The organism is candidate division KSB1 bacterium (assembly GCA_016214895.1).
Taxonomy (GTDB): domain Bacteria; phylum Electryoneota; class RPQS01; order RPQS01; family RPQS01; genus JACRMR01.
The window spans coordinates 39,151-53,912 of the sequence record JACRMR010000012.1 but is presented as its reverse complement, the minus strand read 5'-3'; the positions used below and the strand labels follow the sequence as shown (position 1 = coordinate 53,912).

At 59.8% G+C, this 14,762-nt stretch carries 9 protein-coding genes; 5 read left to right on the top strand and 4 right to left on the bottom strand.

Features of this window, described 5'->3' with window-relative positions; translation table 11 throughout:
- The first annotated feature begins 5 nt into the window (after positions 1-5).
- Positions 6-1,241: a type IV pilus secretin PilQ gene (gene pilQ / locus HZB60_06475; protein ID MBI5059409.1), complete on the top strand. Its 1,236-nt coding sequence runs from the start codon at positions 6-8 to the stop codon at positions 1,239-1,241.
- A gap of 368 nt (positions 1,242-1,609) precedes the next feature.
- Positions 1,610-4,327 carry a S8 family peptidase gene (locus HZB60_06470; GenBank protein ID MBI5059408.1) on the top strand — a complete coding sequence of 906 codons (2,718 nt, stop codon included), beginning with the start codon at positions 1,610-1,612 and terminating at the stop codon, positions 4,325-4,327.
- 89 nt (positions 4,328-4,416) lie between these two features.
- Here HZB60_06470 and dinB read toward each other — a convergent pair whose 3' ends face one another.
- Together dinB and HZB60_06460 are read right to left on the bottom strand one after the other, a co-directional pair.
- Positions 4,417-5,664: a DNA polymerase IV gene (gene dinB / locus HZB60_06465; protein MBI5059407.1), complete on the bottom strand. Its 1,248-nt coding sequence runs from the start codon at positions 5,662-5,664 to the stop codon at positions 4,417-4,419.
- Between the two features lie 14 nt (positions 5,665-5,678).
- A complete protein-coding gene (locus HZB60_06460; GenBank protein ID MBI5059406.1) occupies positions 5,679-5,930 on the bottom strand; it encodes a hypothetical protein in 252 nt (83 codons plus the stop codon).
- Positions 5,931-6,188: 258 nt separating this feature from the next.
- On the opposite strand from HZB60_06460, the gene HZB60_06455 reads away from it, so the two are divergent.
- Positions 6,189-7,244, top strand: a complete 1,056-nt coding sequence (locus tag HZB60_06455; protein ID MBI5059405.1) for a class I fructose-bisphosphate aldolase — start codon at positions 6,189-6,191, stop codon at positions 7,242-7,244.
- 9 nt (positions 7,245-7,253) lie between these two features.
- Positions 7,254-7,475 (top strand): hypothetical protein, encoded by a 222-nt coding sequence (locus HZB60_06450; protein MBI5059404.1) that lies wholly within the window; start codon positions 7,254-7,256, stop codon positions 7,473-7,475.
- 93 nt (positions 7,476-7,568) lie between these two features.
- Here the strand turns inward: HZB60_06450 and HZB60_06445 are convergent, their stop codons facing one another.
- Both HZB60_06445 and HZB60_06440 read right to left on the bottom strand, forming a co-directional pair.
- Positions 7,569-10,472 carry a PPC domain-containing protein gene (locus HZB60_06445; GenBank protein ID MBI5059403.1) on the bottom strand — a complete coding sequence of 968 codons (2,904 nt, stop codon included), beginning with the start codon at positions 10,470-10,472 and terminating at the stop codon, positions 7,569-7,571.
- A 111-nt stretch (positions 10,473-10,583) separates the two neighbouring features.
- Positions 10,584-13,574 (bottom strand): hypothetical protein, encoded by a 2,991-nt coding sequence (locus HZB60_06440; GenBank protein MBI5059402.1) that lies wholly within the window; start codon positions 13,572-13,574, stop codon positions 10,584-10,586.
- A 604-nt stretch (positions 13,575-14,178) separates the two neighbouring features.
- Between HZB60_06440 and HZB60_06435 the strand changes: the two genes are divergently transcribed.
- Complete coding sequence (locus HZB60_06435) at positions 14,179-14,634, top strand: hypothetical protein (protein MBI5059401.1); 456 nt, start codon at positions 14,179-14,181, stop codon at positions 14,632-14,634.
- Positions 14,635-14,762: the final 128 nt, after the last annotated feature.

Below are 14,762 nucleotides of genomic sequence, written 5' to 3'. Positions count from 1 at the left end.
AAGATATGAAAGCAAGAGTTGGGTACGCATTGGGCTTGATCGCGGTGCTGGCGGTAATGGTGCCGGCCATGGCCCAATCGGGATACGTTCGCGAGAGCAGCGGTCGGATCTCGATGAACGTCGAGGAATCGGACATCCGCACAGTGCTGCGCAGCATTTCTGAGTTTTCGGGGATGAACATCGTCGCGGGTTCGGAGGTGAAGGGTCCGGTCACGGTGCTCTTGCATGACGTGCCGTGGCGTGACGCGCTGAACAACATCCTGCGGATGAACGATTTCGTGGCGGTCGAGGATAACGGGATCATTCGCGTGTCCACGCACAAGGATTTCAACGCCTCGGCCAAGCTCGAACCGTTGCAGACGGACGTATTTCCGGTAAAGTACGCCCGCGCGGAAAAACTGGCGATCACGCTGAGCAAGCTGTTGACCGAGCGCGGCAAGGCTCAGGCCGACGTGCGGGCGAATTCGCTCATTGTGACCGACATTCCGCGGGTGGTGCTGCGTTTGGACTCCGTGATTCGCGAGCTGGACCAGCCGACGGGGCAGGTCTTGATTGAAGCGAAGATCATCGAAGTGGACACCAAGAGCGCGCGCGAGCTGGGGATCGACTGGTCCCTCGGCAATCTGTACAATCCGCTCTCCAATACGCGGGCGGGCGGCGAGGTGGATCTCGGTGTGCGCGATCCGGCCGGCAGTTTCACATTCGGTCGACTGGAGAATGGAGTCGAATTGCAGGCCGCCATCAGCGCGCTGGAGGAGAATAACAAGGCCGAGATTTTGTCGCAGCCATCGGTGCTGATCAACGACAATGAATCCGCGAAGGTGATGTCGGGGAAACGCATCCCGATCAATGTGCTGGATTTGTCTGGCAATCTGATCACGCAGTTCTACGACGTGGCGGTGAAGCTGACGGTGACGCCTCAGATCATCCCGGGCGGAGACGTATTGATGACGTTGAATCCCGAGGTCTCGGACCTCTCGGGCGAGGCGACCGTTGCCGGTGGCATCATCATCCTGACCAGCGAGGTGAATACGACGCTGATGGTGAAGGACGGTGAGACCGTAGTCATCGGTGGCGTGATTCGCTCGAAGGATGGACTGCTGGAGCGGCGGGTACCGCTGCTTCACGCGATCCCGTTATTCGGCAAGCTGTTCAGCTACTCAGCGAAAACGTTGGACAAGACCGAGATTCTGGTGTTCGTAACGCCGCGTGTGATTCCGGCCAAGATGGCAGTGAAGTAGGTCGCCGCCGGGCGGCCGGAGGACGCCGACCTGCTTGGACCTTCGGGAGGCATTAGGTAAGAGGACGCGCGGGCGCGTCCTCTTGCATTTCTGTCCACTCAGAGGGACCGTTCGGGATGCGCGCAGCCAATGCATAATCTGCGTATTACTCCTGCAACGCATGCACAATTAAATCACAAGTAAACAGCAATTTATGCAGGGGCGCGATTTTGGCGAACAATAGTCCCGGTACCGCTCCCCGGTTGACATTCTCCACGTCATTCCGTAGCTTATTGAATTGCTAATTCTTCATTTGGGCTCTTTCGGGAGCCGCCACTATTCCGCCGGAGAACACCCCCTCAATGCGCCGGACGTTATTTCTACTTCTGATGATGCTTTCACTCGCAACGCTGGCGGGTGCTCGGGTATCGGATCAATGGGCAACGTGCGAATACCTGACTGGCCGGATGATCGTCGATTTGACGGTCGATATCGGGCCGCGAATCCCGGCCCTCGACCAGAGTGGCATTGTGCAGCTCGGGCTGCCGGAATTCGACGCCCTCTGTCGCGAATTTGAAGTGAGCAGCTGCTTCCGTCTCGTTCCCGACGAATCGCTGGATCGCTTGCGGGTTCCGCCCGATCTATATCGGACCTACGTGCTGATCTTCCGTGCGGAGTATCCGGTTCTGAATGTGATTGATCGCTTCGCCGAGGTCGGGTATGTGAATTTCGCGATGCCGGACTTGCTGTACCGTGCGGATCGCACGCCTAACGATCCGCGCTGGAATTCGCAGTACGACAAGCGCATCATGGGCGAAGACCTGGCGTGGGATATTTCCACGGGGTCGCGCGACATCATCGTGGCCGGCATCGACACTGGCGTGGACTGGAATCATCCCGACCTTGCCTTGGATCCCGCCCATCCGGAATTATGGCATATTCTCTGGGTGAATCCGGACGAAGATCTCGACAGCGACGACGTCTGCTATGACTACACGGACTATCCGGGAGACACCGAGGACATCAACGGCTGGGATGACGGCGAGAACGGCTATGAGGACGATTTTCTGGGTTGGGATTTCATTCGCAATATCGGCGGTTGCGCGTCAGGCGAAGACTGCGACGCGAACATGGACAACGACATGTTCGGGATGGAGGCGCACGGAACGCACGTCGCCGGCATCATGGCCTGTCATGGCAATAACGGCGTCGGCTGCGCGGGAGCGTCTTGGGTAGGCCGACTGATGTGCTTGCGCGCGGGCTTCCTGAATAGTCAGGGCAACGGCTTGATGCCGGAGAGCGCGACCACTCCGGCGATCGTTTACGCGGCGGCCAACGGTGCGAAGATCATCAATATGTCCTACGGCGGTCCGGGATTCTCCAGCCCGCAGCAGCAGGCCTTGAATTCGGCCTGGGCGCAGGGCTGCATGAACTTCGGGGCCTCGGGAAACGACGGCGTCGAGAGCATTCACTATCCGGCCGGCTATGAAAACGTGATCGCCGTGAATGCGACGGACCAGAACGATGTGTTAGCGAGCTGGTCAAATCGCGGCACGTGGACGGAGATGTGCGCGCCGGGTGTGAGCATTATGAGCACGGTGATCGACGGCTATCAGGCCTATGACGGCACGTCGATGGCCAGTCCGAATGCCGGCGGCTGCGCCGCGTTGATTTGGTCGATCTTCCCGACCTTGACCAACGCCGAACTGCGTGACCTGATGTTTGAGACCTGCGAAGACATCTCGGACGAGAACCCGAGCATTCAACCGCCGACGAAGCTTGGTCACGGCCGCGCCAGCGCGCGGAATGCCATTGCGCAATTTTTCCCGCGCCTGTCGTTGACCGACTTGACCGTGAACGACGCCAGCGGTGGTGACAGCGACGGACGTCTGGAGAGCGGCGAATCCGGTCAGGTGGTGTTGACCTGCGCGAACGAAGCGGGTTGGGCGGACGGCGTCGATATCACGATGATCGTTACCTCCGGCGATCCCAATGTGTCGGTCAGTAACGGTGAGATCACGCTGGGCAATGTTCCGGCCGGTCAATCGATCAACAATCAGTCGAATCCTGTTGTGCTCACGATTGGCGCGCTGGAGTTGAATCTGGCCTATGATGCAGAACTATCCGTTGAATTTGAGGCGCCGAACGGTTATCATCAAGTCATGTCAACCACGGTCCGCTTGGGCCGCGCGAGTGTGCTGCTGGTCGATGACGACGTGGACGCGCTGTATGATGTGAACTACGGAGCGGGCTTGACCGATGCGGCAGTGAGTTGGGATGTCTGGCATGCCAATCTCGACGGAGCAGTCACGGATGTCGAACTCATGCACTACACAACAGTACTCTGGAGTTGCGGCGACGACTCGCTGACGAGCCTGACCGCTGCCGAACAAACCGGCATCACGAACTACCTGAATGCCGGTCGCAACCTGATTTTGGCCGGGCAGTACATCGACGAGGACTTGCGTGATGCGCCGTTCTATGCGGACGTGTTGCACGCGCAAAGTGAGCAGTTAAACGGCGATCGTCGCGTACTCGGCGCGACGGGCAACCCGATTTCCGACGGCCTTAGCTTGCTGTTGCAGGGTTCGTGCTCGTCGAACGGGCAGCGCAGTCCGTCGCGGATTCTGCCGACGAATGGCGGCGAGGAGTTGATGGACTATCAGAATGGCGGCATCGCAGCGGTGTCTTATTCCGGCGCCTACAAGCTGGCCTACTTTGCCTTCGCGTTGGAAGCAGCGTGCGGAAACTCGGGGACGGACAGCTACGGCGATGTGCTGCAACGCGTGCTGACGTGGATGGAAGTGCAGGATGTCCCGGCGGATCGTCCGGGCGAACTGCCTTCCTCGGTCGAGCTGCACGGCAACTATCCGAATCCGTTCAACCCGACCACGACTATCGAATTCGCCTTGCCGTCGGCCGCCCATGTCAAGCTGACCGTGTTTGATGTGCTGGGTCGCGACGTGGCGACGCTGGTGGACGACGCGCTGACCGCCGGAATGCACAGGCTTGAGTTCAACGGTACGAATCTGGCGAGCGGTGTCTATTTCGCGCGGCTCGAGGCCGGTTCGGTCGTGCAGTCGGCCAAAATGGTGTTGATGAAGTAGGCACTCCTCGACCTGGGAGAAGGTCTGGATCCGAACAGAGCGAGCCGCGCGGCTCGCTCTGTTGTGTTTCAGTACGGTTCGATGCCGGCCTACACGCCATTCGGCGCGTGAAACGGATTGAACGATCGCATGCCGCGATGCGTGCCGGCGCGCAGCAAACCCTTGCCGCTCACGAGGGCCGTTCCGTAGCCGATCACGTCGTCGCCGAATTTGTCCTTGATGTCGTCGAAGACTCCCGCGATCTGGCTGGTGTCGCGGCTTTCGACGAACAAATCTTGTTGTTGAATGCGGTCGGCGGGCAGCAGGTCGGAAATACCGATCCCGATCAGGCGCACCGGTCGTTCGTTCTGGTACACCTCGGAGAATAGTCTGGCGGCGACGGGGTAGAGGTCTGTCTCATTTTGCACGTAGCGGTGCAGTTTGCGGCTGTGCATGACCGTCTCGAATCCGGCATAGCGCAGTTTCAGCGTCACGGTCTTTCCGGTCATGCCCGCGGCCCGCGCGCGGCGTGCGACTCGCTCACATTGGTCATGCAGCCGCGCCAGCACCTCGAATTCGGACTTCAGGTCCCTGCTGAATGTACTCTCGTTGCTGACCGATTTTTCGTCCGGCTGCTCATCGGGCGGACTCACGACGTCGCTGCCTTCGCCGCGCGCGCGGGCGGAGAGCTCGGGGCCGAACTTGCCGAAGCGCTGTTTTAGAACGGACTCGGGGAATGTGGCAAGCTGACCGATGGTGCGAATTCCGAGCCGCTCCAGAGCCGCGCGCGTGGCTGGGCCGACACCGTACAGGTCTCCGACCGGCAGGTTGCGATAGGCGTCGGCCACGCGGTCCGGAGGCAGGTAAGTAAATCCATCGGGCTTGCGCAACCCGCTGGACATCTTGGCAACATAACGGTTGGCGCCCGCTCCGATTGTGGCGGTAACGCCCTCTTGCGTGCGAATTTCCTGTTTGATCTTCGTTGCCAACCGTTCGATCGCGTCTTCATCCCGACAGATATCTGTCACGTCCATAAATGCCTCATCGACGGACACCGGCTCCACGCGATCGGTGTACGTGCGCAGCAGCTTGAACACACGCTTGGAGACCGTGGCGTACTTGTCGAAGTCCGGCTTCACAAAGATCAGATGTGGGCAGAGTCGCAACGCTTCGAGCGAACTCATGCCCGAGCGCACGCCGTAGCGCCGGGCCTCGTAGGAGGCCGTGCTCACGACGCCGCGGCCACTCAATCCGCCGCCGACGGAAACGGCTTTACCGCGCAGATGCGGATAATGCAGCATCTCGACGGCGACGAAGAACTGATCCATGTCGAGAAGAAAGATGATCTTATGGTTCATGGGAGGCGAGTCGGTCAGGAGACCGAAATCCGGTTGATCTTCCAGTCATGAGCACGTTCATTGTAAACCAATTCATAGACATCAGGACCGTCGCTCATCACGGCAAAATGATGCATACGGACAGCGCCAAGGTCGCTGTTCCAGCCGCCGTTAATTCGCTGGACCCGATAGACCCGATCCCTCCAGCGGAATTTGAGAGGCGACAGTTTTCCAGTCTGGAAGAGGGCAATGACCTCGACGGCTTCGTCGATTTCTTCGATACGCATGGTAGGACCTGAACAGATGAATAATCAAGGGTTAAAAAAGAAGGCCAAGCGATGATTAGGCCAAATCAGTGAACGCGTGTTCAGATGTCAATATACTCACTTATTGAACGTTTGTCAAGCCTCCCGGTTCCGAAGGATGGACGGGAGGTGAACGGTCCAGCCTGTGGCGGCGGCGGTCCGAAATTGGACTTGACTCCGCCATAGAAAAACGCTATACTATTATACTTACAACCTTAAGCGGAACATTAAGAGGAGCATATGGCATCTAAGGTCACCGACATACTTGGCGCACAGGCAGGCGATCTGCTGACCTACACCTGCAAAGGGATCAGCAAAGACCAACTGCATCTGCCGGGCGGCGATTTTGTAGATCGGGTGTACTCGTTGAGCGACCGTTCCAACGGCGTGCTGGTCAATCTGCAACGGCTGTTTTCATCGGGTCGGATGCAGGGATCGGGCTATGTCTCGATTCTGCCGATTGATCAGGGCATCGAGCATTCGGGCGCGGCGTCCTTCGCGCCCAACCCGATCTACTTCGATCCGTCGAATATTTGTGAACTGGCGATGGCGGGCGGCTGCAATGCGGTGGCCTCGACACTGGGCGTCCTGGGCATGGTTAGCCGGCGCTACGCGCACAAGATTCCGTTCATCGTCAAGCTCAATCACAATGAGTTGCTGAGCTACCCGAACAAAGCCGATCAGATCGAGTTCGGTACGATCGAACAGGCGTTTGACATGGGCGCGGCGGGCGTCGGCGCGACGATTTATTTTGGTTCGGATGAATCCGCGCGGCAGATTCAGGAAGTGCGGGTCATGTTTGAGGAAGCGCATCGCCTCGGCATGTTCACGGTGCTCTGGTGTTATCTGCGGAATTCCGCGTTCAAGCAGGCGGACAAGGATTATCACGTCTCGGCGGATTTGAGCGGTCAGGCGAATCATCTCGGCGTGACGATTGAGGCGGACATCATCAAGCAGAAGGCTCCGGAGAACAACGGCGGATATAATGCGCTGCCGAACTTCGGCAAGACGCACAAGAAGGTTTACGGTGAACTGGTTCCGGATCATCCGATCGAGTGGACGCGTTGGCAGGTGGTGAATTGCTACATGGGACGCGCGGGACTGATCAATTCCGGCGGTGCGTCGGGCAAGAACGATCTGCAAGACGCGGTCAAGACCGCCGTCATCAACAAGCGCGCAGGCGGCATGGGTCTGATCAGCGGCCGGAAGGCGTTTCAGAAGCCGATGAAAGATGGAGTGGAGCTGTTGAACGCGATTCAGGACGTGTATCTGGACAAAACGGTGACGATCGCGTAGGTCCTGACCGTGACTGGATTCTCCAAGCTTGACCCCGAACTGCTGGCCTTGTTGGTTTGCCCGCTTTCGCATGCTCCGCTTGTGCAGGACGGGGACACGCTGGTGTCCACGGACGGGCAAACGCGTCGCCGCTACCAGATCGTCGATGACATTCCGAACATGATGATTGACGAGAGCGAGGTGGTTCCGGAAGCGGAGTGGAAGCGAATCATGGAACGCAATCTGACGTAGCACGTTATCGGTCGGAAGCATAAGACGAGCGGGCAGGTCGAAATGACCTGCCCGCTCTTGTTTTCGCGGGCGCATGGAATTCAGTGTTACATATCATGGGCAGGAGACGACGACCCGGTAGCTGCGGTAATTCGCGCCGAACGGACTCGAATGCATAATTTCGGCGGGGAAATTGGCTGGCAATTCGATAGAAGTCAGCGCCGTCCAGGGCGCGGCCGGCGGCAACTCCTCCGTATTGCGGTCGGTCGTCGAGTACACCGTGTAGATGCCGGCCTCCATCGATGTGAAGCGCAGCCGAATCGAATCCGCGATTCGCAGACAAGTCAGGTCCCGCACCGAGTCGCAGGGCAGAGCGCGCAATGCGCACGGCGCCGGATATCTGAACACGGAGTGCGGCTGCGGAAATCCGGCGGCATCGCTGTAGTTCATCAGCAGCAGCTCGCCGAGACTGTCCGGACCGAAATTCTCTAACGCCGCGACTCCGAAACCGGACTCGGAATTGCTGTCCGGAATACAATAGTCCACGACATGCAATGCGGGTCCGGGAGGTGGACCGCTATATGTCGGATCAAGGTCGCGAAAGCAACCCACGAAGTCCTGCGGATTGCCCTGTACACCCACCAGCAACAGGTTCATTTGCGGGACGAAATCCGCACCGCCGGCGGAGAGCACGGTTCCGGTATAGACATAAGTCAGCCGATGGGGTCCGCGCATCAGAATCGGAATCGCGGGGTTTGAGACATCGAGACAGTAAACGGTATCCGCGCCGGTATTCTCCGCCGCCCGGGTTACCGCCCACAGCCGCTGATGTTCCGCGTCGAAGGCCAGCCCGGCCCAACGCAGCGAGATCATTCCGGGAATGCTGGCGAAGTTCTGAAGCACGTTGCCGGTGGCCGAGATGAGGTACAGGTGACCGGTGCCCAGGGCGTAGTTCGTAATCGTTCCCGTCCAGTATTGGCCGCCGCTACGTGGATCGAACGCCAGCGCGCGGCCGGCTGAGGCATCGCTGGCCGTCCAGCCGATCGTGTCGAGCAGCGTGCAGGAGAGGGGATCGAGACGCAAGATGTGCTGTCGCGTGCCGGTCCCGGCATAGTATGACCAATGCACATGTCCATCTACCGGCTCAAATTCGCCGTCGTAGTAACGATTGCCCGGGGGATGGTCGAATTCCAGATCGGCAAGACAGAGTTGACCGGGACAATCTCCGCAACACGAGATGGTCATGTCGAAGGTAGCGACATCGCCATTTCGCCCGTCAATGACGATGTAGTATATTCCGGCGGCAAGATTGGTCACACTGATCGTGGAATCTCCGGCGGCCACGCAAGCATGCGCGTCACAGGCACTGAGAACAAACACATCCACATCACCGCCCGATAGTTGAGTCAGGCGAATGTCGATGCTTGTGTGATCGCCGACGGACGTGGAGTAAACGGCCTCGGGTCCACTCTCGACCCACGGTGCGCCGCAATATCGAGTGACCGTGGAGCTGCCGTTGGCATTGGTTTGGGCGGCAAACGTGACCCCTGCGGCGGTGCAGTTGATGGGGGTTGATCCTTCACAGAACAGCGGCGGTTCGGGCGGTGGGCACGACAACGGCGGAAGTTCACCGCATGTTCCACAACTCCCGACGATCCGTCCATTCCACCAACCGAGACCAGACGCGGGCATATGCGCATAGTTTCCGTTCGATCTCAGCCACTGCTCACAGGCCGGGATGGAGTCTGCTTCGGCACTTGCGGCGGAAAAGAGGAAGCTGGGAAGTGTGTCGTCGACGGCCGCGCCGGCGAGCGTAGCCCCTACCCAGAAGCTCTCGGGTAAGCAGCACGCCGCCGGACTGAGGTCAAGCGAGACCGGCAGCGTCACGAACGGATTCGCCGAGCCGCGCTGTACCCAAGCCGAGACCGAGCAGAGTTCGGATAGCGGCGCGCAACAAATGTCGTTGAAAGTCGCACACCCGAGACTTACCGTGACGAGCACACTGTCCAACGCGCTTCCGCCGGCGGACCAGTAGAGCGAGCATTCGAATCGGGTCGGCTGAAACGGGAATGCGACACTCTGGCCCGAACCGAAATACGCCCAAACGCCGGATATACTCGGGTCATAGAGCGTCGCCGTGGCACCGATGCGTTCCGCCGCGCAAAGCGCGGGACAGGGAGTCACGGCGGGCGGGGCCTGCGCGTTACACGTTCCGGCCGCCAACAGAAGCGGGTAGCCGGGCGGGGGCGCGGTCCAGACGGAATTCCAGGGCTGGAGCGCGCCGCTGAGATTGCTCCACGCGGAACAACTTGGAATCACCGGATCGTTGCCGCCGTCAATCGCGAAGGCCGGCTCAAACAACCCGGGAGTGTTGTCCGAATTGCCGAGATAGAGCAAACGCACGAAGATCGGAGAGTCGATCCAGCAGGAATCGAGCGCGATCCAGTGCTGGCTCACCGCCACCAAACCGTCCGCGGAATTTCCCGCCAGCGGCAGCGCTGTTTCGCGAAATCCGCGGACCGTGCCGGGGCCGTCGCAGGAGTCCAGCGGTTGGAGCGCGGCACAGCGGATGTCGATCCGTAGAAATGCGGTATCCGCGGGTGCTCCATCGGCCTGCACCAGCGTGACGAGCACGGAATCAAGCCGAAACGGTGTGGCGAGTGTACAAGTCGGGCAGACTGTCGGAGCGAACCATAGATCGTACTCGAAACCCGCCGTTGTACCTTGATAATATGCGATGGAATCCAGCTCACCGAAGGCGACCTGACAGGCCGTGTCGTCGAGCCTTGGGGTCGGCCAGCCCATCGGCCCCGAATTGGCCGGTGTCGGACGCGCCCGGTTCGCCTCCGGTCCCGGTCGGAGTGCCGCCGGTGCCGGAACCGCTTCGGGCGATCCGTCGGTGAAGACGGTCCGCGCATGCACGAGCACCATTCCGCCGCTCGCGATCGTGAGCGCGAGTAGCAGGAGTCGGTACTTTTCGTAGCGGCGTGACGGAGTCTGACGACGGTTCACTGGCACAGAGTCAAGGATTTGCGGCTGCGGGTCCAATATTGAAACGTACAAATGCGCGGGAAGGGGCCGGATACTAACCGACCCCTTCCCACAGGTTGCATCACACGGCCGTCGAGCCTACGGGCAAACCTGAATGATCACGTAGTTCAAGTAAGCGTCGGGCGCGAACGCACCGACATCGACGTAGATTTGATCGATGCCGGCCGGAACGGTTACCGTGGATTCCAGCGTGAAGTCGGCCGGGAATACGTTGTTCTTCACCGTGGTCTTCCAGATGCTATAGCGGCCCGCCGTCGGTGCATTCCAGAACACTCGGATATCCGCGCCGCTGCGGAGGCAACGGACCGCGGTCGGCGCCTGCGGCGGCACGGCAGCGCAAGGCGCCGTGGTCGTCCATACCCGATGATCGGTATTGGCCGTCGCATCAAGGTTCGGCAGATTGATCACATTCGTGGTCGCGGAGCGAGCCAATCCCCAGTTCAAGGTGATGCCGCCCGCGGACACCGAGCAGTACGATAGCAGCGTGACGCCGCCCACACCTCCCGGGTTCACATCTTGCCAGCATTCGACCTCTCCGCGTGTTAACGGCGAGCCGCGGAAGGTCGAGACGAACATGCGGTCGTTGCACTCGTCGTAGTCAAGTCCCGCCGCGGAGTATCCCGCGCCCGCATGGATCGGCATCGATCCCTGCTGAATGATCGTCGGTGCCGCCATGTTGTTGACGTCCATTTCGACGTAACGCGCGGCGCTCGAACAGATCAGCCAGAGGTGGTTGTTATCCGCGTCAAACGTGCATCCGGAGAACGAATAGACGCCCGTCTGGCCGGCGAAGAAGGAGCTGTCAAACGTCGCGATCAGCGTCCCGGCGGCGTTGTAATGCCAGAGATGACCGGGCGAGGTCGAGCTGAAGCGGAAGGTGCAGACCCACCAACTGCTATCGCGGTTGTCGTAGGCGACGCCGCGGCTGGCGCGAGTCAGGTCCCCGGCGCCGAGGTCCACAGTGGAAACCAACGCGCAGGCCGGGTCGAGGATCTTGACAACCATGTCATTACCGCCCACCGCCGTGCCCTGGCAGAGATAGGCGACGTTACCGTTGGGCAACAGCTCGCCGTCCCAGGCGAGCAGGGTCCCGTTACCGTTCAGCCCGGTCCCGCACAGCGTTGTCGGACAGCCGAGGCCGGTGGCGCAGGGGATCGTGTAGGTTAGCGTGAAACCGCCTTCGGCGCCGTCGAATCCGTCAACCACGAGATAGTAGGTTCCGGCATTAAGTCCCGCGACATTCAGCACGGAATCGCCGCAGGCCACGGTGTTGCCCGGGTCACACGCCGAGAGCAGGAAGATATCGAGATCCTGACCGCCGGTGTTCGACACGCTGGCGTTCACACTTCCGTTTGCCGGAATCGTGATGCTGTAAACCTTTTCGGGGCCGCTCTCCCACCAGTCCTGGCAACAGTAGAGATTGGCGTTCATCGCGCCGCCGATCGTGCTCTGGTTAGTCAGCGTTTGGGGGTTTGGATTGCAGGCGAGAACCGTGGCATTGGTGCAGTCGAGGAAGTTCGGCGAGCAGGCCGTGGCGGCCGTTGGGCAGGCTCCGCAGGTAGCCGTGATATCCAGCGAGTACCAGCCGAGTTGCGACCCCGACGGATACGGGGTATAGCCGCCGGTGCCGAATGACCACTGGTAGCACGACGGAATATCATTTCCGATCCCCTGTTCGGTCACCCGGTTGGAGGTCAGGAACTTGGGATAGTTGGAAACGCCGCCGGTAGTGCCGACATGCCGGGTCATAATCACGCCGACGAAGAAATCAGATTCGAGGCAGCAGGTCAGCGGGTCAAGATTCAGCGAAATCGGCACGAGCAGATTGTCACCGGTTCCACTGCGGATGATTTGCGCGGTGCCGGCACACAGAATATCGCTGGGGACGCAGCAGATGTTTCCGTTGCTCGGACAGCCGTAGGTAATCAGGTACTCGGTTGTGTCGGCGGTGGTACCGGTGGTGTCGTAGTACAGGTCAAAATGAATGGCCGTGGGGTGATAGGGGAAGTCGGCCGGATCCAAGTCGAAGTACTGCCAGAAGGCCGTCACCCCGGTGACGTAATATGCCAGGGGCGATCCAATGAGCGTGTCCGCGCATTCGACCGGACAGGTTGCAATCGCGCCGGCCCCCAAATCAGAGCACTCGCCAAACACCTCCACGATGGGAATACCGGGGTCACCTACCCACGTGTTTTCCCAGGAATCCCAACCGCCAAGCAGATTGGTCCATGCTTCGCAGGGAACCGGTTGCGGAAGCGTATCCTGGAAGACGACGTTGGGATGGAAGGCCACGCTGTCGGGCAGCGTGTGCCCGAGATGCCACAGCCCGACAAAGAATGGCCCGTCCACGCGGCAGGTGTCCAGGGGCAGGCAGACGCTCAAGAACCGGGAACCGCCAGTGGCATTGGTATCGAGCGGGATCGAGTAAACCGCGAAACAGCGTTCGGCGCCGGGGCCATTGCACGGTGTGGCCGGCTGCAGGTTCGAGCACTCGATATCCACTCCGATCACCACGGTATCCGGCGGGGAATCCATCTCCTGAACAATGATGAAGCACACGGAATCAATGCCGAAAGGATAGACGTTGGGTGCGCAATTGGGGCAGTCGGCAGGATCGATCCAGACCTTATAGGCGTCTCCCGGCAGGATCCCGCTGAAGAGGCTGACGTTGCCGGTGTCGGGTGCCACCTCTAACGAACAGAGCGGCATATCAAGAGTCCTGCGGCTGGTTTCGCCGAAGGAGATCCGATTGCCTTGAACATAGGGAATGCCGGATTCGGCGATGAATGAGCGGTGGGCGGACCGGTCGAAAGTCCCGGCAAGTTCATTCATGGCGCCGGAATCGCGGGTCGGACCGACCTGAGATCGCGGCTGCAGTACCGTCGAAGTGGCGGGGACCTTGAGGTATTCCGGCGCAGACACATCGGCGGTGCTCAGGGCGGTTTCCGGGCCTTGCACACCCACCGTAACGGAACTTGGGGTCAGTGGGGTGGTCCGCTGTACAACAGCGTAGCCCATGCTGACGATCGCCACCAGAATCAGGACAAACAGGCAGAGCTTGAATTTCATCTTTCCATCTCCTTTATGCAGTCAGTTGGAGTCAGACAAGCAACGTGGAATAGTCAGGTTTCATCATCGCGCTCCGTCGGGCAGCGCTCCTCTGATGCGTACAATAATAGCACACCTCGGCCAGAGAAGCAACAGGCGGAAGGCGCCTGAGTGAGTTGCGGTCGAATCTGCTTCGGGGAGTCCAATTATACCTTGCACAGTCGTCGAAGCCGGAGTCCCTCGATCACAATTGTCGGGGTCATCGCCGGAACAGGAGATTCACAATGAAGATTCGAGTAATCGGATCAAAGTCTATCACGGCAAAAGCCCGGCCAGAACCGGTGGGGGAACGTCGCCGCGACCTAAATTGACCATTATCAACGGCGTTAAGTCGGCCTGACCCAGGTTGAAACCAAACACGGCCGGTTTCAGTCTCAGTTGGCGTGGGATCGTCTAAACACGGGGGGCCGGACGCGCTCGTGGAGTGGCTGAACTCTGCGGAAATCTGGAACTTTCATGTTTTCCTGCAGTTATACTCGGTGTGCGGTTGAACCGGCTACGGGCCGTCCTCCTTGGGAGCACCGGGCGACAGTACGTGCAAATTAGAGCGAAATCAGGAGGCTTCATGTTACGCAAGTGGCTGTGTGCGGCTCTGGGTCTGTTTCTCGTCGGCCACCTTTACGCGGCAGATACAGACCGAAAGGAATTCGGAGCCGGGATTGTGTTGGGTGAACCCAGTGGACTCAACGGGCAATGGTACTGGAGCAATCGGTCTGCGGTGGACGTGACCATTGCCTGGTCATGGCATGATTGGTTTTTCACTGCGGCGGACTATCAGGTGTATGATTACGTGCTTGACGCGCCCCGCGAATGGCGCTGGTACTATGGCGGGGGTGCCTATCTGACGCTCCCGAAGAACGAAGACGGGACGATCGGGCTGCGGCTGCCGCTGGGACTGAAATATCACTGGCCGCATTCGGCCATCGACACCTGGGTGGAAGTCGCCCCGGCGTTGCAGCTGGCACCGGATACTCAGGCCGAATTGCAGGGCGGCCTCGGGTTCACGTTTTGGCTACGTTAGCAATCGGTAATTGGAGGACAGGCGGCCCGTGGGTCGCCTGTCCTATGTGGCGGAACGACCGCGAGCTGAATCCGCCGGGCGAATGGCATCTGCCGCCCGCTCGACCTGCCGTCGCTCCCCGTTGCGGG